Here is a 20,351-nt window from a genome sequence, read left to right as displayed (position 1 = left end):
AATATGTCGCAGAACACGTCGTCATTCGACCTGAGCCGCCGCCAGTTCATCGCTGGTGCAGCAGGGCTCGGTCTCACCACTCTCGCCAGCGGCCTCGTTGTGCCGTCCGCATTCGCGCAGGAAGCCGCGCCCAAGCGCGGCGGTGTGCTCAAGCTCGGGATCGGCGGCGGTTCTACCACCGACAATTTCGACATTCGCGTGCTCAATGACTGGGTGCCGGTCAACCAGGCCTATATGGTCTTCAACGGGCTTGTCGAAATCGACAAGGACAATATGGTCCAGCCCGAGCTGTTCGAAAGCTGGGAACCTTCGGCCGACGCCAAGGAATGGACCTTTAAAATCCGTCAGGGCGTCACCTTCCACAATGGCAAGACGCTGGGCGCCGAAGATATTCTCTATTCGCTGAACCTGCATCGTGGCGCGGGTTCGACCTCGGCGGCGCGCTCGACGGCCGGCCAGTTCTCCGATGTGGTCAAGGTGTCGGACAGCGAAATCAAGATCGTGCTCGACAGCGGCAATGCCGATCTGCCCTATATTCTTTCCGACTATCACTTCCTCATCGTGCCCGAAGGCTTCGAGGACTGGACCAAGCCGATCGGTACCGGTCCCTTCGTCATGGAAAGCTACGAGCCGGGCGTGCGGGCGCGCTTTACCCGCAACGAAAGTTACTGGAAGCCCGATACCGCCTGGGTCGATGCGGTCGAAGTCATCGTTATCAACGATATCGCGGCCCGCACCAATGCGATGATGAGTGGGCAGGTGCACGCCATCAATCAGCTCGATTTCAAGACTGTCGATCTCCTCAAGCGCAATCCGAACCTTTCAGTGGTGCAGTCGGCCGGTGGCCAGCACTTCACCTTCCTGATGGATTGCACCCAGGGCGTTTACACCGACAACAATGTGCGCATGGCGATCAAGTATGCGATCGACCGCGAGCAGCTTCTGACCACGGCGCTGCGTGGCTATGGCCAGCTCGGCAACGATCATCCGATCCCGGTGACGGACCCGTTCTACGCCGCGGACCTGCCGCAGCGCGCCTATGATCCCGAAAAGTCCAAGTTCTATTTGAAGGAAGCCGGTCTCGACAGCCTCAACATCGAACTCTCGGCTTCGGACGCGGCCTTTTCGGGGGCGGTTGACGCGGCGGCGATCTTCCAGGGCAATGCTGCCGCCTCAGGCATCAATCTCTCGATCAAGCGCGAGCCGGCAGACGGCTACTGGTCCAATGTCTGGATGAAGGCGCCGTTCTCGATGGGCTATTGGGGCGGTCGTCCGACGGCCGATCAGATGCTGACCATCGCCTATTCCTCGACCTCGGCGCAGAACGATACGCATTGGAAGAACGAGACGTTCGACGCCAAGTTGATCGAAGCGCGGGCACTGCTCGACAATGCCAAGCGCAAGGAAATCTACGCCGAACTCCAGCGGTTGGTTTCCGACGATGGCGGCGCGATGATCCCGATGTTCGGCGATTATCTCGATGCCGTTTCCTCCAAGCTTGGCGGGGTGACCACCCATCCGATGTTCAACTTCATGGGCGCGCGCCTCGCTGAAAAGGTCTGGCTCGAAGCATAATGATCCAACTCATCCTTAAGCGTGTCGCGCTTGGGGTCCTGACGCTCCTGCTGGTGTCCGCGTTGATTTTCGCGGGCACCCAGCTCCTGCCGGGCGACGTCGCCTCGGCAATTCTCGGACAGAATGCAACGCCGCAATCGCTGGCTGCTCTCCGACAGGATCTCGGCCTCGATCTTCCCGCCTGGCAGCGTTATCTCGGCTGGCTCCATGGTTTCGTGACCGGGGATCTCGGTATGTCGCTGGCCAATCGTCAGCCGGTGGCCGATCTCCTCTGGCCGCGTTTTGGTAATACCATGGCGCTCGCCGCCTATGCTGCCATTGTCTCGGTGCCGATTGCCGTGTTGCTGGGCCTCGCGGCGGCGGTGCGCCGGGGCGGGGTGTTCGACCGCGGCATCAATATCGTGGCGCTGGCCTTCGTGTCCCTGCCTGAATACTTTTTGGGCCTGCTGCTGATCCTGTTCCTCTCGGTGCAGTTCAACCTCTTGCCGAGCCTTGCCGATACCTATGCGGGCATGAGCTTTCCTGACTGGCTGCGGGCGACGACCTTGCCGGCTTTGACGCTGGTGCTCGTCACCGTGGCGCAGATGATGCGCATGACCCGCACGGCTGTGCTTTCGGTCATGGATCAAGCCTATGTGGAAACGGCGTTTTTGAAGGGTCTGCGGACCAAGCGCGTGGTGCTGCGCCATGCGCTGCCCAACGCGGCGGCGCCCATCGTCAATGTGGTGGCGTTCAACATCGCCTATCTCATAACCGGCGTCGTGCTGGTGGAAGCGATCTTCAACTATAACGGGCTCGGGCGCTTCATGGTCGATGCGGTCGCCAAGCGCGATCTGCCGCTGGTGCAGGCGGCCGCCATGGTTTTTGGGGCGGCCTATGTCATCCTCAATTCCATTGCCGATATCGCCGCCATCGCCCTCAATCCACGCCTGAGGCATCCACGATGACCAGCAAACTCAAGGCAATTCCCGTTTCCGCCTGGCTCGGGCTCACCATCGTGACGCTCAACCTCCTGGTGTTTCTCCTCGGGCCGATGCTGGCGCCCTATGGCATGAACGAGATCGTCGGCGCGCCCTTCGATCCGCCGTCGAGCCAGTTCTGGTTCGGTCTCGATCAGAACGGCCGCGACATGTTTTCGCGGCTGCTTGCTGGGGCGCAGATGTCGATCGGTGTGTCGCTGGCGGCATCGCTGATTTCGTTCTCGATCGGCATTCCGCTCGGATTCGTTGCGGCGCTGTTTGGCGGTTGGGTCGATACCGTGCTCTCGCGCATTGTCGATACCGTCATGTGCATTCCGGTGCTGATTTCGGCGCTGGTGGTGCTGCAGGCGCTTGGCTCTTCGGTGCCGGTGCTGATTTTTACCATTGCGCTTCTCGATAGTACGCGCGTGTTTCGTTTGGCGCGTGTCGTGGCGCAGGGCATTTCGGTGCTCGAATATGCCGAAACTGCGCGTTTGCGCGGCGAAAGCATGGGCTGGCTGATCACGCGCGAAATCCTGCCCAATGCGTTGCCGCCGCTGATCGCCGAATTCGGCATGCGCTTTTGCTTCACCTTCCTGTTCGTTGCCGGCCTTTCGTTCCTCGGCCTTGGCATTCAGCCGCCTTTCGCGGATTGGGGTGGCATGGTGAAGGATAATCAGCAGGCCATTTTGTACGGGCTTTACGCGCCGCTGTTTCCGGCGGCCGCGATTGCGCTTCTTACAATCGGGGTCAATCTGGTGGTCGACTGGCTGCTGAACGCGGCCGGCACAACCCAGGGAGCCGATCGATGAGTAATGTGCTCACTATTCGTGGCCTCAAGGTTGCGGCGCCCAATGGCAATCTGCTTGTCGATGGGATCGATCTCGATCTCGCGCCGGGCGAAGTGCTGGGGCTGATCGGTGAATCCGGCGCGGGCAAATCCACCATCGGCCTTGCGGCCATGGGCTATGGCCGTGGCGGTTGCCGGATCGTGGGTGGTACGATCGACATCGGCGGTACATCGCTGATGGAAGGAACCCGCGCCAATCGCGAAAACATGCGCGGGGCGCGGATTGCCTATGTGGCGCAATCGGCGGCAGCGGCGTTCAATCCGGCCATTCGCATTGGTGAACAGATCGTCGAAGGTGCTTTGTATCACGGCAAGATGACCCGGCCGCAAGCGGAAGCCTGGAAGCTTGAACTGCTGAAAACTCTGCAACTGCCCAATCCCGAAACCTTTGGGGAGCGCTATCCGCATCAGGTTTCCGGCGGCCAATTGCAGCGCGCCATGGTGGCCATGGCCATGTCCTGCAGGCCCGATATTATCGTCCTCGATGAGCCGACGACGGCGCTCGATGTGACGACGCAGATCGAGGTGCTGGCGCTGCTGCGAAGCCTGATCCAGCGCTACAATACCTCGGCCCTCTACATCACCCATGACCTTGCCGTTGTGGCCCAGATCGCCAATCGCATCATGGTGCTGCGCCACGGCAAAATGGTGGAAGAGGGGACGGCCGAGCAGGTGCTCGAAGCGCCGCGTGAGGATTATACGCGGATGCTCGTTGCCGAGCGGCAGGGTAATCTCTCGGGCGCCATTGCCTCGCATAGTGTTGGCGACGTGCTGCTCGATGTCAGTTCGGTCCATGCCTATTATGGCAAGACGCCGGTGCTGGACGATATTTCGTGCAATCTGCGCCGGGGCGAGACGCTGGCCGTGGTGGGTGAATCCGGCTCGGGCAAATCGACCTTGGCCCGTGCCATTGCCGGCCTGCTGCCGACGTCTGCGGGCATGGTGAGCTTTGACGGGCGCCGGCTCGATCGCTCCTACAAGCATCGCAGCAAAGAGGAATTGCGGCGTATTCAACTCGTCTATCAGCTGCCCGACGTGGCGCTCAATCCGCGCCAAACGGTTGGAGAAATCATCGGACGGCCGATGAAATTCTACTTCGGCATGCATGATGTGCCCAAGGCGAAAGAGGTTTCGCGCCTCCTCGATCTCATTGGCCTGCCGCAGGATTTTGCAACGCGTCTGCCGGGTGCCCTGTCAGGCGGGCAGAAGCAGCGCGTCTGCATTGCCCGGGCGCTCGCGGCCAAGCCCGATCTGATCATCTGCGATGAAGTCACCTCTGCGCTTGATCCGCTGGTGGCCGAGGACATTCTCAAGCTGCTGAAAAGCCTGCAGCAGGAATTGGGGCTTTCCTATCTCTTTATCACCCATGATCTGGGCGTCGTGCGGCGCCTGGCCGACCGCACGCTTGTCATGCGGCGCGGCAGAATAGTCGAGCAGGGGCCGACGGCGGAAATCTTCCAGCCGCCTTTCCACCCCTATACCGAAGAGCTGGTGACCTCGGTGCCCGAATTGCGCCGTGACTGGCTCGATGATGTCTTGGCCAAGCGGCAGGTGACGGCCTAGCGCGCTGTCGCTTTTGCAAACTCGGATGTCACCCCGGCTTTAGGCCGGGGCCCATCCTGAGATCTCAAGATGGATCCCGGCTCAAGGCCGGGATGACAGAAGGTGGGTGTGAAAGCATCCGCGAATTTTAAGAAATTTCCGGACTTTCTCATGACCATTCGCATCACCGAACATATCTGGATCCCCCTCAGCGACGGTACGCGGCTCGGCGCGCGGCTGTTCCTGCCTGAGGACGACGCCAAGGTCCCGGCGATCCTTGAATATATTCCCTATCGCAAGCGCGACGGGACGCGCGGGCGGGACGAGCCCATGCACGGCTTTTTTGCCCAGAACGGCTATGCCGCCATTCGCGTCGATATGCGCGGCTCAGGCGAGAGCGATGGCCATATGGCCGACGAATATCTGAAGCAGGAACAGGATGATGCGCTCGAGGTCATCGCCTGGATTGCCGCCCAGCCCTGGTGCGACGGCAACGTCGGTATGATGGGCAAGAGCTGGGGCGGTTTCAACGGCTTGCAGGTGGCGGCGCGGCGTCCGCCGGCGCTCAAGGCCATCATCACCGCCTATTCGACCGACAATCGTTACACCGACGACATCCACTATATGGGCGGGTTGCTGCTCAACGATAATTTGTGGTGGGGCACGATCATGCTGGCCTATCAGGCCCGGCCGCTCGATCCCGAAATTGTCGGGGAAGGCTGGCGCGAGGCGTGGCTGAAGCGCGTCGAAAACCTGCCCTTCTTTCCCGCGCTCTGGCTCGAACACCAGCGCTATGACGATTATTGGAAGCACGGTTCGGTCTGCGAGGATTTTTCGGATATCGAGGTTCCGGTGCTCGCCATTGGCGGCTGGGCCGACAGCTATACCAATGCCGTGCCGCGTCTCCTCGAAGGGCTGAAGACACCGCGCAAGGCCATCATCGGCCCCTGGGGTCATATCTATCCGCAGGACGGTGTTCCCGGCCCGGCCATCGGCTTCCTGCAAGAGGCCGTGCGCTGGTGGGACCATTGGCTCAAGGGGCGGGATACCGGCGTCATGAACGAGCCCGATCTTCGCGCCTATATCAATGACAGCGTCGCCCCCACCGGCACCCGCACCGATGCACCGGGTCGCTGGGTCGGGGAGGCGAACTGGCCGTCCGCGTCCATTGCTCCCAAGCTTTTCCAGCTCGGCAGCGATCATGGCCTTCATACCGGCAGCGCGCCTGAGGGAACGCTCGCCATCTGCTCGCCGCAGAGCCACGGCAAGGCCGGGGGCGAATGGATGGGCACCGGCTGCGTCGGCGAACACCCGACCGACCAGCGTCTCGATGACGGCGGCGCTCTTGTCTTTGACACGCCTGTGCTGACTTCGAGCTTCGACGTCCTCGGCGCGCCGGTGCTGAAATTGCGCCTGGCTTCCGACAAGCCGGTGGCGCAGGTCTCTGTGCGTCTTTCGGACGTGCGGCCCGATGGCACGGTGACGCGTGTCAGCTATCAGGTGCTCAACCTGACGCATCGTGACAGCCATGAAGCGCCGGCAGCGCTGGTGCCCGGCCAGTTCTATGACGTGGTGGTAAAACTCAACGACTGCGGCCATCGCTTTGCGGCGGGGCATGCGATCCGCATTTCCATAGGCACCTCCTATTGGCCCATGGTCTGGCCATCGCCGGAACTGGCGACGCTGACCGTGGACACAGCGGGCAGTTCGCTGTCGCTGCCGGTGCGCAAGGCCGACAGTGCCGACGTCAGCTTCCCGCCGCCGGCCCATGGCCCCGCGACGCCGATCTCCCAGCTCGATCCGGGCACGGTGCGCCGCTGGTCGAGCCAGGATCACGTCGCGGGGACGACCACCTATGTCACCGAAGGCATTGGCGGTCTTTTTGGCGAGGGTATCCTGCGCTTTGACGACATCGGCACCGAACTCAGCCACAGCCTCAAGCGCGAGCTGGCCATTGTCGACAGTGATCCGACATCGGCGGAATATGTGCTTACGCAGAGTTACGAGATGGGGCGCGACGGCTGGCGCATCCGTATCGACAGTGTCACGAAGATGCGTTCGGACCGCGATACCTTCTACCTGACGGGAGAGCTGTCGGTGGAAGAGAACGGGCTCTTGCGAGCCGAGCGGAACTGGGACCAGTCCTTCCCGCGCGACCTGATGTAAACGAAAGGCCCGGCAGTGATGCCGGGCCTTTTGCTATTCGGTCTGTTCGGCCATCGGCAGGCCATTGGCCTGCCAGGCTTCTACGCCGCCGCGATACCAATAGGCGTTCCAGCCGCCCATGCCGGCGCGAAGCGCGGCATTGTAGGCGGAGCGGTCTTGCATGCCCGAGCCGAAGAAGATCACCGGGACGGTCTTGTCGCCGCCGGTTTCGTCGGTCAGCCAGTCGTTGACGAGACCCTGGAAGCGGTCGGTCAGGCTGCCGTCGCGCCCGGCATCGGTCACGGCAAAGGCGCCGGGCAGGGTTTCGGCGCCGCCGCTGGTGTCGATTAGCAGCCAGTTGTCGCCGCTGGTCACGAGATCAACCATGGATTGGGTGGTCAGCATTTGAGCGCGGGTGTGTCCGGCGGGCGTCGGGCCGCGATAGGGGGCGGGGAAGAGGACATTGGTCGCCGGCACGCCATAATCGGCAAGCTCATTGAGCGCGCCGGCCGTAGCCATCATCTCGGACTTCACCGGCAGGCTTTCGGCCTGCGGGGTGGCGGCGGCCGAACCGCCCAGTTCCACATTGGCGATCATCTCGATCAGATATTCGATCAGATCGTAGCACATGGTGATACTGCCCTCATTGGGGCTGTACCAGGCATTGAGCTCGCCGCAATTGCGATAGGTCACGGTGAGATTGCGGGGCAGGGCATAGGTCTTGGCGAGATCGTCGGCAAAGCCGCGCAGCCCGTCGCCAAACGTATCGACGAGGAAGCGGCTCATCGGCGTCGTGGGGTCTTCGAAGGTTACGGTGATCGTCGCGCCCGGTGCGTCGGCGGTCAGGTGGCCATCGGGGTGCCAGGCGCTGAGGCGGGTGTGTGGCGCCAGGATGGTGCGCCAGGCGCGGTTCTGGCGGTTGAACTCTTCCTCGCAGCGCGACAGCGTCCGCTCTTCGAGACCAACCTGCGCGGCGACATCGCCATAAAGGCCGGGATTGCCGCCATAGATGACGCAAAACGTGTTGCGGAAGCGGCGGAGGTCGCCGGTATGCTCATCCTGCCAGGGCAGTTCCTGGCCGCTATCGGCATTGAGCATGCCGCCATAATACCAGGGCAGGACCGAATAGACCGCCACTTCGCGCCCGATCAGATCGACGGTTTCGTCGCCCGAGGGATACATGGTGGGCTCGACGACGCGGAGGGCCGAGAAGATGTCCACGGCATCTTCCTCGGGGCCGGTGGAGGGCACCTGCAATTCCCCGATCAGCGCATGGCCGAATTCGTGCATGAAGATGCCGTTGGTGACGCCGAGATAGGCCCCGATCAGTCGCGATTCATGGCTGTTGATGAAGGGGATTTCTTCGACATCCGAATTGCCGGTCGTCGCTGGCGCGGAGCCCTTGGCCTTGCCGCCGGTTGGGGCGGCACCTGTGTCCGAAACTACGAAATCGCGGAAGTAAAAATCGCCGCGCTCATAGGCGAGCACGCCGACCTCGCCGCCGAGCACGGGGTGATCGTTGACCTGCGCAATGATCGTGCCATTGAGGAAGAAGCCGCCGACGCCGGGCTGCTCGACCCATTCGATCAGGTCGCTGCCATCGCCCTTGGCAGCGCCCGGCAGGCGGCCGATTTCTTCGCCCTTGCCATCATCGCCAAAGCAGATGACGACGCCGTCGCCGCCGAGCGTGATTTCGCCGAGGCACGAATCCTTGCTGCTGGTGCCTTCAACGATGATGCCTGCGGCCGAGAGCTTGAAGTCTTCCGCGGTGCTGCCCTTGGGCGGCAGGATGCCGACGCTGACGCTCACCACGCGCTCACCGGAGCTGACGGGGCCGCCGGTTGGGACAGTGAAGTAGTTTTCGCTGCTGGCCTTGGTGGCATTGACCAGCACCATCCAGCCATCCTCGAGGAACACGTCCCAGCCCTCGCGCGCGTCGGTGCCGAGAATGGGCTCTGCCAGCGGACCCATGATCGCGGCCATGCGCGAGGCTGTGTCGCCGCCCCCGTCGGTTGCCGGCTCCTCGGCCGGTGTACCGGCGCCGCCACGCGGCGGCAGGCCGGAGCCTTGGGTCTGTGCGCTCGTGCTGTTGCCGCCCGGCACATCGGCGATCGTGAAATCGGCAAGACCGAACGTGCCGCGCTCATAGGCCATGACGCCGATTTCATCGCTCAGCGCGGCGCCATCGGTGACATCGCCCAGGGTCTTGCCATTGACGATGAAGCGGGCGGTGCCTGGTGTTTCGACCAGTTCGACGATGTCGCTGCCGTCGAGCTTGGCGGCATTGGCGAGGGAGGCGATCGACTCGAACTTTCCATCGATGACGCAGAACAGGTTCGCGTCGGCTTCTGCGGTCAGTTCGGCGACGCAAGTGCCCTTGTTGGCGCTATTGCGCACGACAATGCCGATCGCGGCTTTCGGCTGGGTCGAATTGAGCGTCACATTGACCGAGGTATGCCGGCCATTGGCGCCGGGCGGGCCGGCCTTGATGGTTAGGGTCTGTTCGGAATCTTCCTGCGCATCATTGCGCAGCACGAACCAGCCATCCTGTTCTCCACCGAACCAGCCACGCTGCAACTGGCTGTCGACGACGCCGTCAAGCGCGCCAAGCACCTGTTGCCCCAAGGCGGGAGCGGACAAGGTCAATCCAAATGCGGCAACACAAAAAGCTAACCTGGAAAAATTCATCGACACCCTGAATATCAAACCGCGACGAGGCACTGGTGCGCTCGTTCGACAACCTCACACGTCAGGAAACGGTCATAAAATCCCGCCGCTTCCGCCCCAAGAATCACGCTGCTGCATCACTTCTTTTTAGAAGACGCTTCAGGTGACTAAATCCTTGGGGCCGGTCATGCAATTTTTCCGGGTTTTGATGCGGTAAATTTTTTCCAAAGGGGCCGGCCGCTGGAAGGCCGGCCCCTTTGGCCGGTTTTATGGGGCGATGGACGGCTTGGGCTGAAGCAGGGCGAGGACGAGCGTGAGGGTCGCCAGCACAGCGGTGACGACAAGATTGGTCACCGCCGAATAGGAATCGACGATGTAGCCACCGACGAGAGCCCCGATCATGATTGCGAGCTGGAACGAGACCACCATCAGGCTGCCCGAGGATTCAAGGGCATCGGTTGCCGAGCGCGAGAGATTGGCCTGCAGGGCGACGGGGGCCATGCCGAAGGCAAAACCCCAGAGGGCCACGAAAGTGAAGGCCGCGGCGATCTGGCTGCCCCAGAGAACCAGAGCGAAGGCAGCCAGGGCCATGATGGCGCCGGTTGTTCCGAGGGCGCGGCCGGCATCGATATCGGCCAGCTTACCGCCGGCAACGGTGCCCAGCACCGCGGCGGCGCCGAAGCCGGCGAGCACCAAGGCAATCATGCCGGTCTCAAGCCCCGTCACCTGTTCAAGGAAGGGGCGGACATAGACCGACCCGGTCATGTGGCCGGCCATGAGCAGGATAACGGCCAGCATGCCGAGCTGCACGCCGCGGCGCTTAAGCAGGCGCAGCATGTCGCCCATGCTATTGCTGGCCGATGCCGGCATGCTGGGAAGGCCGACGAGTTGCAGGACGAGGGCGAGGCCGGACAAAGCCGCCGTCAGACCCATGGCGCTGCGCCAGCCGAGCCAGTCGCCGATCACCGCGCCCATGGACGGGGCCGCGATGGTGGCGAGGGAAACGCCGAGGCTGACCATGGCCATGCCCCGGCCGATGGCGCCGGTGCCGACAAGCCGGGCAACAACGGCGACGGAGAGGGCCCAAAAGGCGCTGAGCGCGATGCCGAGGCCGGCCCGGCCGATCAGCAGCACCCAGAAATCGGTGGCGAAGGTGGCAAGGAGATTGGAGGCGATGGCGAGGGCGCTGAGCCCGACCAGAACCGCCTTGCGGTTGAGCCGGCCGATGAGGACATTGCTGAAGAGCGCGGTGAGGGCCCCGACCATGGCCGTCGCGGTGACGACCTGACCCGCCGTGCCTTCGCTGATGCCGAGATCGCGGGCCATGGGGGTAAGAAGGCCAGCGGGCAGGAATTCGGCCGATACCAGCGCAAAGCTCGTGGCCAGCATGCCGAGCATGGCAAGCCACGTTCTGGCGCTCCAGCCGCTCGAAACGGCCGCTTGGGTTGAAAGGCCCGCGTCCGCAGAAATCGTTGTGTCAGTCATGAGAGGTCTCTCCAAATCGGGAGACGTTCATAGACAGTCTCGAAAAGACGATATGTGTCTCAAAATCCGAATTCCATATCAATTCGTCCGGAAGTGCTGCGCCGAACGGCGCCGGGCGAGGCGCTGGTGACGCGTTTGAAGGCCCGGGCGAAACTGGCCTCGGATTCATAGCCCAGCTTGGAAGCGACTTCGGCGACAGGCATGCCGCTCTGCCCCAGCCATTCCTGCGCCAATTGCATGCGCAGCCGGGTGAGGTAGCGGGCGGCGCCTTCGCCGAGAATGGCACTAAAACGCTCGGCAAAAATCGAGCGCGATTGTCCGGCTGTTCCTGCCAGGCTCTCCAGCGTCCAATTGGCGCCGGGCTCGCGATGCATGGCGACGAGGGCCCGGCCGATATGGGGATCACGGATGGCGGCGAGCCAGCCGGTGGCAGACGTGTCGTGGCTTTTCACCCAGCAGCGGATCAGCCGGGCGGTGAGGAGGTCGGCCATGCGCGACAATATGGTAGCGCTGCCCATGCGCGGTTGGCTCGCTTCAATGGCCATGGCCTCGAGCAGCGGATTAACCATCGGATCATGGGTCGCGACATCGCAGCCCCTAATGATGGAGGGCATGAGGCTGATCAGCGGATGCAGGGCATAAGCGCCGAGCGCCATCGAGCCGCAAAAGATCATGCTGGCATCGCCGTCGCCCTGCTGCACCACTTCGCAGACATTGCCGCCATGCCCGGTCACCTGGCAGCTCGATATGGAATTTTCGGTGACGTTTGGCGAGCTGGCGAGCCGATGCTCGACGCCTTGAGGCAGCAGGATCAGGTCGCCCGCGCCCAATTCCTGCCAGCCCTCGGCCTCCGTATGCACCCAGCACGGCCCCGTGCTGACGAAATGAAACCGCAGCAGTGGCTGTTTGGGGAAGCTGATGCTCCAGGGGTGGCGCAATTCGCAGCGGCCATAATTGACGCCACTGAGGCGAAAGTCCTGCAGGACTTCGCTCAGCGCATCGGTGGTGACGGACGAATTGTGACTCATGGCGGAAATTTAGAGGCAATTCGTCCGGCTGGCAAGCGGCTAGGCTAGTGAGACGGGTGCATGGCGTCGTTGAGATACATGCAGGTGAGGAGGGTGAAAACATAGGCCTGGATCACCGACATCAAGAGTTCCAGCGCCGTGATCGCCACGGTCATGATCATGGGAGCTACAGCCAGGACGATCCCAAACGGACCAAGCGCCGAGAGATCGACAACGAAGCCGGCGAACACTTTTAGCGTGATGTGACCGGCCAGCATGACCGCGAACAATCGCACCGAATGGCTGATGGGGCGGGAGATATAGGAGATGATCTCGATGGGGACGATGACCGGCGCCAGATAGAGCGGCAGGCCGCTGGGCATGAAGAGGCCGAAGAATTTTGGGCCATGCCGCCATAGGCCATAGATGGTCACGACGGCAAAGACGAAGAGCGCCAGCGCCGCCGTAACCACGATTTGCGCAGTGACGGTGAAGGCATAGGGCACCATGCCGATCATGTTGGCGACGAGGATGAAGCTGAAGAGGGAAAAGACGAGCGGGAAAAACCGCATTCCCTCCCGGCCGATGATCGAGATGACAAGCGTTTCGATGGCCGTGTAGAGCATCTCGCCGGCCACTTGGAAGCGGCCGGGTTGTACTGCGTTTTTCTGTCCCGCGAGCACCATGAAGCCGCCGGCGATGGCCACGGTCAGCATCATATAGGCCGACGCATTGGTGAAGCTGAAATCCTGTCCTGCAATGGGGTTGAGGGGGAAGATCGGCTCGACGACGAATTGGTGGATGGGGTCATTGGCCATGGGGTGTCCTCCAGGAGTGGTTATTTGGTCAGCCGCAATGCCACGAGGCCCACGGCAAGGCCGAAGGCGGAGGGCAGGAGGCTGGTGATGATCGAGCCGCCGGTGCCCTGGACGGCACCGGCGCCGGTGAGAATATCGGCGGCGAGATAGCCAATGAGACAGCCGATAAGCACGACCACATTGAGCGGATTTGACATGGGACACCTCGAAAAAGGGTCGTCCCCGTTTCGCCCCATGCCATCAGGTCGTCCCGATGGCGGGCTTTGGCTCTAGGTTGAGAACAGCAGCACGCCGAATACGGCAAAGAGCGTCAGGTGCAGCGTGCCCTGCAGGGCCGAGGCGCGCTGGCCGAGAAAGGTGAGGGTGGTCAGGCCGATGGTGAGCAACAGCAGAACGGTTTCGGTCGGCGTCACGCCCATGATCACTGTCTTGCCGGTTATGAGGCCGACAAAGAGCACAGCGGGCACGGTGAGCCCAACCGTCGAGACGAAGGCGCCGAGGCAGAGATTGATGGAGCGCTGCAACTGATTGTCGAGGGCGGCCTTGATGGCGGTGATCGATTCCGGCGTGAAGACGATAATGGCGATCAGGACGCCGCCAAGCGCAATTGGCGCGCCGGCTGCCTTTATGCCGAAATCGATGATCAGAGCCAGGTCATGGGCGAGCAGAACGATGGGCAGCATCAGCGCGACCAGCAGGACCGAGCGAATGGTGATGGCGCGCTTGTCGAGGGCGGGCGCAGGCTCAATGGGCATGCCCGACACGGAGGGGGGAACCGGAACGACGAGGTGCCCAATATCGGGCTGGATGAAGAAGCGCTTGTAGCCGCGGGTCTGCATCAGCAGGAAAACGCCATAGAGCACGGTTGTCAGGATGGCGACGGCGGCCGCCTGCATTGGCCAGAAAGTGCCATTGCCGGTGCTCAGCGTATTGGGAAGGATCAGGCCGATGCCGGCCAGAAGCAGCGTCATCGACACATAGGCCGTGGCGCCCTGCGAATTATATTCCTGCTCGCCGAAGCGGCGCCCGCCGAGGATCAGGCAGATGCCCATGACAAGATTGAGAATGATCATCATCACCGCGAAAATGGAATCGCGGCCGATGGTCGGGTTTTCGCCCGGCCCGAGGAGCACGGCGGCGATAAGAACGACCTCGATCATGACGATGGATAGCGTCAGGATCAATGTGCCGTAGGGTTCGCCCAGTCGATGGGCGAGGTAGTCGGCTTCATGCACGACCCCGAAGGCGGCAAGCAGGATGGTCGCGAAGATCACGAGGAAGGACACGACCGCGACCCACGGGGCGATCGGCTCGTGCAGCCATGTCGGGCCACCGATGAGGAAGATGATGACGACACCCCACGCCACGAGCAGTTTGGCGATGGTGCCGTTGGGGATGTGTTGGCGGATTGTGGACACGGTTGCTATCTCCACGGGGGCGTCCCCGATCAATAGAACCGAATGTCAGGGCCGTCCCTGCCGGTGACGGTCAAGTGACCGTTCACGCAGCATTTAGACCATCTGGTTTTCGTTGTCCATGTCTGGAAGAGCATCCCCGCAGGGGCCACGGCAGAGGCGCCAAGTGGGCTATAAGATTGCCTTATGACGCTTCAAGGCACATGGCGACGCCCATACCGCCGCCGATGCAGAGGGTTGCCAGACCCTTGCGGGCACCGCGCGCCTGCATAGCGTGGAGGAGGGTGGTGAGGATGCGGGCGCCGGAGGCGCCGATGGGATGGCCGATGGCGATGGCGCCGCCGTTGACATTGACCCTGGCCGGGTCCCAGCCCATGCCGATATTGACAGCGCAGGCCTGGGCGGCAAAGGCCTCGTTGGCTTCGATGAGGTCGAGCTCGTTCGCACTCCACCCGGCCTTGGCAAGGGCTTTTTGCGAGGCGGGGATGGGGCCGGTGCCCATGAGGCTGGGATCGACGCCGGCGGTGGCCCAGCTGGCGATGCGGGCGAGGGGGCTGAGACCACGGCGGCTGGCTTCGGTGGCGCTCATCAAGACGAGCGCGGCGGCGCCGTCGTTGAGGCCGGAGGCATTGCCCGCGGTGACGCTGCCTGCGGAATCGAAGGCCGGACGCAATTTTGCGAGGGCTTCGGCACTGGCTTCGGCCCGAATGTGTTCGTCGCGGGTGACGACCACATCGCCCTTGCGGGTTTTGACCGTGACCGGGACGATTTCTATATCGAAGCGTCCATCGGCCTGGGCCGCGGCCGCCTTTTGCTGGCTGGCGAGGGCCAAGCGATCCTGATCGGCGCGTGAAATGCCGAATTTTTTGGCGACGTTTTCGGCGGTGATTCCCATGTGGTAACCGCCAAAGGCGTCGGTGAGGCCTTCGCTGAGCATGGTATCGACGAGGGTGATCGGCCCCATTTTGGTGCCGCTGCGCAGGTTCTGGCAGTGCGGCGAGAGGGACATGGATTCCTGGCCGCCGGCGACGATGATCTTTGCATCGCCCGAAGCGATCTGCTGCACGCCGAGGGCGACGGCGCGGAGGCCCGAGCCGCAGACCTGATTGATGAGAAAGGCGGTCGCCGATGGGGAAATGCCAGCTTTTATCGCGGCCTGACGGGCCGGGTTTTGACCGGCCCCGGCAGTAAGGACCTGGCCGAGGATGACTTCTTCCACCTCATTGGGGGAGACGCCAGCCCGCGTGAGGGCCGCCGATATGGCTGTGGCGCCGAGTTCATGGGCGGGGGTGGTGGCAAAACTGCCCAAGAAACTGCCGACGGGGGTGCGGGCGGCGCTGACGATGACGATGTCGCTCATGCGGCCTGATCTCCGAGGGCAATGGTAAAACGAGCCTCGGTCTTGGCGGTGATTTCGTCGACGGAGACGCCATCGGCCAGTTCCACGAGCCGCATGTCTGGCTCGCCGCGGCGGGCGAGGGCAAAAACGCCGAGATCGGTGATGACAAGATCGGCGACGCGCTGGCCGGTGAGGGGCAGGGTGCATTGCTTGAGCAATTTGGCCTGGCCCTTGGCTTCGTGCTCCATGACCACGACCACGCGTTTGACGCCCGCGACGAGATCCATGGCGCCGCCCATGCCCTTCACCATTTTGCCCGGGATCATCCAATTGGCGAGATCGCCGTTTTCGGCCACCTGCATGGCGCCGAGAATGGAAAGATCGATATGGCCGCCGCGGATCATGCCAAAGCTGTCGGCGCTGGAAAAGAAGCTGGTTTCGGGCAGGGTGGTGATGGTCTGCTTGCCCGCATTGATCAGGTCGGCGTCCTCCTCGCCGGCATAGGGGAAGGGGCCCATGCCGAGCATGCCGTTTTCGCTTTGAAGGCGCACATCCATGCCGGCGGGAATGAAATTGGCGACAAGCGTTGGAATGCCGATGCCGAGATTGACGTAAAAGCCGTCGCGTAGCTCCTTGGCGGCGCGGGCGGCCATCTGTTCGCGGGTCCAGGCCATCAGGCGGTCTCCCCCTCGCGCTGGCGCAGGGTGCGCTGCTCGATGTGTTTGGTAGGGCTCGGCACATGGACGAGGCGGTCGACGAAAATGCCGGGTGTATGGATGTGGTCGGGGTCGATGGTGCCGGTGGGGACGAGGTGTTCGACCTCGGCAATGGTGATCTTGCCGGCAGTGGCCATCATGGGGTTAAAATTGCGGGCGGTCATGCGATAGACGAGATTGCCTTCGTGATCGCCCTTGAAGGCATGGATGACGGACACGTCGGCGACAAGGCCGGTTTCCATGACAAAATCGTCCTCGCCGAAGCGGCGGATTTCCTTGCCTTCAGCGATCAGCGTGCCGACGCCGGTCTTGGTGAAAAAGGCGGGGATGCCGGCCCCGCCGGCACGGATGCGCTCGGCGAGCGTGCCCTGCGGGTTGAATTCCAGTTCAAGTTCGCCGGAGAGATATTGCTCGGCAAAAAGCTTGTTCTCGCCCACATAGGACGAGATCATTTTCCTGATCTGGCGGGTGGCGAGGAGGCGCCCGAGGCCCACGCCATCGACGCCAGCATTGTTGGAAATGACGGTCAGGCCCTTGGCGCCGGAGCGCTCGATGCCTTCAATCAGCGCTTCGGGAATGCCGCAAAGGCCGAAGCCGCCTGACATGATGGTCATGCCATCGCGCAGGGTATTTTCGAGCGCCTCGGCGACGGTGGATCGGACTTTTTGCATCCGGTTCCCCTCCTCATTTTTGGTCTTGGCCAAACGCTAGGTCTTGCGCGGGAAAAACGGTTAGTCGTATTTGTACTGCATGACTGCAGCCCCGACTTTTGCGCTGGCCGACATTCCGGTGCCCATGGTTTTTGCCACCCATCGCATCATTCGCGACTGCAACGAGGAGTTCGCGGCGTTGTTCGGCTATGGACGGGCGGAGCTGCTGGATGCGAGTTTTTCGCGGCTTTACCCCGCGGTTGCCGACTTCGTGCGGACGGGCGACATGTGGCGCCACCATCTGCCGGGCGGGGCGGTTTATTATGACGAGCGGATCATGGCCGGGGCGGACGGCAAGCGCTTCTGGTGCCGGGTCAATGGACGCTCGCGCGACCGGAGCGATCCGTTTGCGGCGGCGCTTTATTGCTTCGAGCCGATGAACCGCCCGGTGACGCACTCGACGCTCAAGCTGACGGGGCGGCAGCGGCAGATTCTGACGCTGGTGGCGCAGGGCAAGACCAATGCGGCGATTGCCGAAGAGGTGGGCCTGTCACGGCGGACGGTCGAGGCGCACCGGCTGCGGCTGGCGCGGTCGGTGGGCGTCGCCAATTCGGCCGAACTGGTTGCCTGGTTCCTGTCGCTGCCGTCTTAGAGCGCGCCCTGAATATAAGTCGCCTTAAGGTAAAAATCCTTGGGGCGCTGGATGTGTGAGCGGATGATGTCGGCCAGAGCCGCGCCGTCGCCGCGGCCGATGACCTCGATCATGGCAAAATGTTCGGTGATGGCGATTTCGCGGAGTTCTTCGCTCGGGAAGGCGCGCGTGCGGATGGGGTGCGTCGCGAACGTGTAGTGGAGGATAGCGTCGGCGAGTTGTTGATTGCCGGCGGCGCGGTAGAGCACTTCGTGAAAGCTGTTGTTGAGCGAAAAGACCTCGGCAAAGCGCTGCTCGCGCGAGGCTTCGCGGTGGCGCGTGGCGATGTCGGTCAGTTGGGCGGTGAGTTCGGCACTGGCCGGGCGATTGAAGCGGGCGGCGGCGCGGGTTTCGAGGCATTCGCGGATTTCGTAGAGCTCTTCGACCTCGACGATCGAATAATCGCGCACCTGCACGCCCTTGTTGGGCTGGCGAATGACGAGGCCCATGCGCTCCAATTCGTCGAAGGCGCGGCGCACGGCGTGGCGGGTGGCGCCGGTGCGCGCAATGATCTCGTCCTCGACCAGACGTTCCCGCGGCCGCAGCTGGCCGGCGACGATCTGGCGCTGCATGTCACGATAAACGGCGTCCCAGCTTTTCGACTGATCTGACAGGGGCTTGGCAACGCGCATGAAGAGGGCACTCCGGCTACTCGATGGCGCTCAATCTAGCGACATTTGCGCAGGCCGACAATCATCGTTGACATTATCGATAATGACATCAATGATAATGGCGATCAGGGAGGATCCTCTTGTATCGTATCGGCGGTGGCGCAGGTTTTTCGGGCGATCGTATCGACGCCCCGCAATCGGTGGTGGCGGCAATCGCTGCGGCCGGCGCGGGCGGCGCTGTGATTTTTGAAACGCTCGGGGAGCGCACTCTGGCCTTGGGGCAGATTGCCAAGCGGCAGGATGCGAGCCGGGGTTATGAGCCGCTGCTGGAAGATCTGCTGGAGCCGGTGCTGAGCCAGTGTGTCGAGAGCGGCATCACGATCGTCGGAAATTTTGGGCAGGCCAATCCGCCTGCGGCCGCGGCGGCGATCCAGGCATTGGCTCATCGGCTGGGGTTGGGCGCGCTGCGCATTGCCGTGGTCGGCGGGGATGATCTCGTCGGGCGCGTGGACCTGTCCAAAACCGAGCGGTGGGATGGCGACGGGCGCCTGCCCGATCTTGATGGCGATGTGATTGCCATCAACGCCTATATGGGCGCAGAGGCGATTGCCGAGGCGATCTCGGCGGGCGCCCAGGTCGTCGTGACGGGGCGCGTAGCCGATCCGGCGCTGGTGCTGGGGCCGCTGGTGGCGCATTTCGGCTGGCGCTGGGACGATCTCGACCGGATTGCCGCGGGAACGCTGGTTGGACATCTGCTCGAATGCGGGTCGCAGGTCAGCGGCGGGTTCTTTGCCGATCCGGGCGTAAAAGATGTGCCTGATACGGCCAATATCGGCTTTCCCATTGCCGAGGTTGAAAGCGATGGCAGCTTTGTCATCACCAAGGCGTCGGGAACCGGCGGACTTGTCGACCTGCGGACGGTCAAGGAGCAATTGCTCTACGAAATTCATGATCCCGCGGCCTATTTGACCCCGGATGTGACGCTCGATATTTCCGAGGTCGAACTGGCGCAGGTGGGGCCGGATCGGGTGCGGGTTGCGGGTGCCAAGGGGCATCCGGCGCCGGAAAAACTCAAGGCGACGGTCAGCTATTTTGGCGACTGGCTGGGCGAGGCCGAGATTTCCTATGCCGGGCCCAATGCGCTGGCCCGGGCAAAGCTGGCGGTGACGACGATCGACGAGCGCATTCGGCGCCGCGATCTGCCGGTGCGGCACCGGGCCGATATTTTTGGGACTGTCAGCGCCTTCGATTCGGACAGCGGCGACCTTCTGGCCGAGTTCGGTGGCACGACGGCCGGAGACTATCGCGTGCGCTTTGCCTTTGGTGGTTCCTCGCAACGCGATGTCGAGCGGGCGGTGCAGGAGGTGAATGCGCTTTACTGCTGCGGTCCGGCCGGCGGGGGTGGCGTCCGGCAGAGCGTCAAGCCGCGGGTGCGGACGCTCTCGCATCTGGTGCCGCGCCAACTGGTGCAGCCGGTGTTCCATTTTGCGGGGGAGGCATCGTGACCATTCTCGGCACAGTTCAGCTCCACGCCATTGCCCATGGCCGGTCCGGCGACAAGGGCAATCGGCTCAACGTCAATATCATCGCCTATGACCAAAAGCATTGGCCGGTCCTGCTCGAAGAGGTGACGGCCGAGCGCGTTGCGGCGCTCTTTGCCCATCGCGGGGTTACCGAAGTGCGGCGCTATGAGTTGCCGCGTCTCGGAGCGCTGAATTTCGTCATCGAGGATGCGCTGGAAGGCGGCGTCAATTCGAGCCTTGCCGTCGATACGCACGGCAAGTGCCTCAGCTATCTCGTGCTCGGAATGGAGATCCGGGTGTCGGTCGAGCCGGGCGAGGACGCCATGTCCCGCCGGGTTCTGCAATCTGCCAAATGAAG

General features: G+C 62.7%; 18 protein-coding genes. 8 read left to right on the top strand and 10 right to left on the bottom strand.

Features of this window, described 5'->3' with window-relative positions:
- Nucleotides 1–3: 3 nt before the first annotated feature.
- The 5 genes from ASD83_RS11930 to ASD83_RS11910 all read left to right on the top strand — a co-directional run bounded on the left by ASD83_RS11930 (nucleotide 4) and on the right by ASD83_RS11910 (nucleotide 7,092).
- Nucleotides 4–1,575, top strand: coding sequence for an ABC transporter substrate-binding protein (locus ASD83_RS11930; protein ID WP_056311125.1), 1,572 nt, complete (start codon nucleotides 4–6; stop codon nucleotides 1,573–1,575).
- On the top strand, nucleotides 1,575–2,522 hold the full coding sequence (locus ASD83_RS11925) for an ABC transporter permease (RefSeq protein WP_056311123.1): 948 nt from the start codon (nucleotides 1,575–1,577) through the stop codon (nucleotides 2,520–2,522). The genes ASD83_RS11930 and ASD83_RS11925 overlap by 1 nt, the downstream gene beginning before the upstream one ends.
- Nucleotides 2,519–3,346 (top strand): ABC transporter permease, encoded by an 828-nt coding sequence (locus tag ASD83_RS11920; RefSeq protein WP_056311121.1) that lies wholly within the window; start codon nucleotides 2,519–2,521, stop codon nucleotides 3,344–3,346. Before ASD83_RS11925 ends, ASD83_RS11920 begins: the two co-directional genes overlap by 4 nt.
- Entirely contained in the window at nucleotides 3,343–4,947 is a 1,605-nt protein-coding gene (locus ASD83_RS11915; protein WP_056311119.1) for an ABC transporter ATP-binding protein, read from the top strand. The genes ASD83_RS11920 and ASD83_RS11915 overlap by 4 nt, the downstream gene beginning before the upstream one ends.
- A gap of 150 nt (nucleotides 4,948–5,097) precedes the next feature.
- Nucleotides 5,098–7,092 (top strand): CocE/NonD family hydrolase, encoded by a 1,995-nt coding sequence (locus tag ASD83_RS11910; RefSeq protein ID WP_056311117.1) that lies wholly within the window; start codon nucleotides 5,098–5,100, stop codon nucleotides 7,090–7,092.
- Nucleotides 7,093–7,125: 33 nt separating this feature from the next.
- On the opposite strand, the gene ASD83_RS11905 is transcribed toward ASD83_RS11910, so the two are convergent.
- The 9 genes from ASD83_RS11905 to ASD83_RS11870 all read right to left on the bottom strand — a co-directional run bounded on the left by ASD83_RS11905 (nucleotide 7,126) and on the right by ASD83_RS11870 (nucleotide 17,189).
- Entirely contained in the window at nucleotides 7,126–9,711 is a 2,586-nt protein-coding gene (locus tag ASD83_RS11905) for a DUF4344 domain-containing metallopeptidase (protein ID WP_162249159.1), read from the bottom strand.
- Nucleotides 9,712–10,005: 294 nt separating this feature from the next.
- Nucleotides 10,006–11,223 (bottom strand): MFS transporter, encoded by a 1,218-nt coding sequence (locus tag ASD83_RS11900; protein ID WP_056311114.1) that lies wholly within the window; start codon nucleotides 11,221–11,223, stop codon nucleotides 10,006–10,008.
- 59 nt (nucleotides 11,224–11,282) lie between these two features.
- A complete protein-coding gene (locus tag ASD83_RS11895) occupies nucleotides 11,283–12,251 on the bottom strand; it encodes an AraC family transcriptional regulator (RefSeq protein ID WP_056311111.1) in 969 nt (322 codons plus the stop codon).
- A gap of 44 nt (nucleotides 12,252–12,295) precedes the next feature.
- The gene (locus ASD83_RS11890) at nucleotides 12,296–13,048 is read right to left on the bottom strand and encodes a F0F1 ATP synthase subunit A (protein WP_056311109.1); all 753 of its coding nucleotides are present in this window, start codon (nucleotides 13,046–13,048) and stop codon (nucleotides 12,296–12,298) included.
- A 20-nt stretch (nucleotides 13,049–13,068) separates the two neighbouring features.
- Nucleotides 13,069–13,245, bottom strand: coding sequence for a hypothetical protein (locus tag ASD83_RS20975; RefSeq protein ID WP_156385933.1), 177 nt, complete (start codon nucleotides 13,243–13,245; stop codon nucleotides 13,069–13,071).
- A gap of 72 nt (nucleotides 13,246–13,317) precedes the next feature.
- A complete protein-coding gene (locus tag ASD83_RS11885; protein WP_244489157.1) occupies nucleotides 13,318–14,466 on the bottom strand; it encodes a calcium:proton antiporter in 1,149 nt (382 codons plus the stop codon).
- 181 nt (nucleotides 14,467–14,647) lie between these two features.
- Complete coding sequence (locus ASD83_RS11880) at nucleotides 14,648–15,823, bottom strand: acetyl-CoA C-acetyltransferase (RefSeq protein ID WP_056311108.1); 1,176 nt, start codon at nucleotides 15,821–15,823, stop codon at nucleotides 14,648–14,650.
- Nucleotides 15,820–16,476, bottom strand: a complete 657-nt coding sequence (locus ASD83_RS11875; RefSeq protein ID WP_056311106.1) for a 3-oxoacid CoA-transferase subunit B — start codon at nucleotides 16,474–16,476, stop codon at nucleotides 15,820–15,822. The genes ASD83_RS11880 and ASD83_RS11875 overlap by 4 nt, the downstream gene beginning before the upstream one ends.
- Nucleotides 16,476–17,189, bottom strand: coding sequence for a CoA transferase subunit A (locus ASD83_RS11870; protein ID WP_056312364.1), 714 nt, complete (start codon nucleotides 17,187–17,189; stop codon nucleotides 16,476–16,478). Before ASD83_RS11870 ends, ASD83_RS11875 begins: the two co-directional genes overlap by 1 nt.
- Nucleotides 17,190–17,268: 79 nt before the next feature.
- On the opposite strand from ASD83_RS11870, the gene ASD83_RS11865 reads away from it, so the two are divergent.
- Nucleotides 17,269–17,820, top strand: coding sequence for a helix-turn-helix transcriptional regulator (locus ASD83_RS11865; RefSeq protein ID WP_056311104.1), 552 nt, complete (start codon nucleotides 17,269–17,271; stop codon nucleotides 17,818–17,820).
- On the opposite strand, the gene ASD83_RS11860 is transcribed toward ASD83_RS11865, so the two are convergent.
- Entirely contained in the window at nucleotides 17,817–18,491 is a 675-nt protein-coding gene (locus ASD83_RS11860) for a GntR family transcriptional regulator (protein ID WP_056311102.1), read from the bottom strand. The genes ASD83_RS11865 and ASD83_RS11860 overlap by 4 nt on opposite strands.
- A gap of 119 nt (nucleotides 18,492–18,610) precedes the next feature.
- Between ASD83_RS11860 and ASD83_RS11855 the strand changes: the two genes are divergently transcribed.
- Both ASD83_RS11855 and ASD83_RS11850 read left to right on the top strand, forming a co-directional pair.
- A complete protein-coding gene (locus tag ASD83_RS11855; RefSeq protein ID WP_082561139.1) occupies nucleotides 18,611–19,975 on the top strand; it encodes an acyclic terpene utilization AtuA family protein in 1,365 nt (454 codons plus the stop codon).
- The gene (locus ASD83_RS11850) at nucleotides 19,972–20,349 is read left to right on the top strand and encodes a hypothetical protein (RefSeq protein ID WP_320409106.1); all 378 of its coding nucleotides are present in this window, start codon (nucleotides 19,972–19,974) and stop codon (nucleotides 20,347–20,349) included. Before ASD83_RS11855 ends, ASD83_RS11850 begins: the two co-directional genes overlap by 4 nt.
- Nucleotides 20,350–20,351 lie beyond the last annotated feature (2 nt).

It is taken from the genome of Devosia sp. Root685 (assembly GCF_001427875.1).
Taxonomy (GTDB): domain Bacteria; phylum Pseudomonadota; class Alphaproteobacteria; order Rhizobiales; family Devosiaceae; genus Devosia.
The sequence above is the reverse complement of the archived record's forward strand: the minus strand, read 5'-3'. Positions and strand labels throughout refer to the sequence as shown.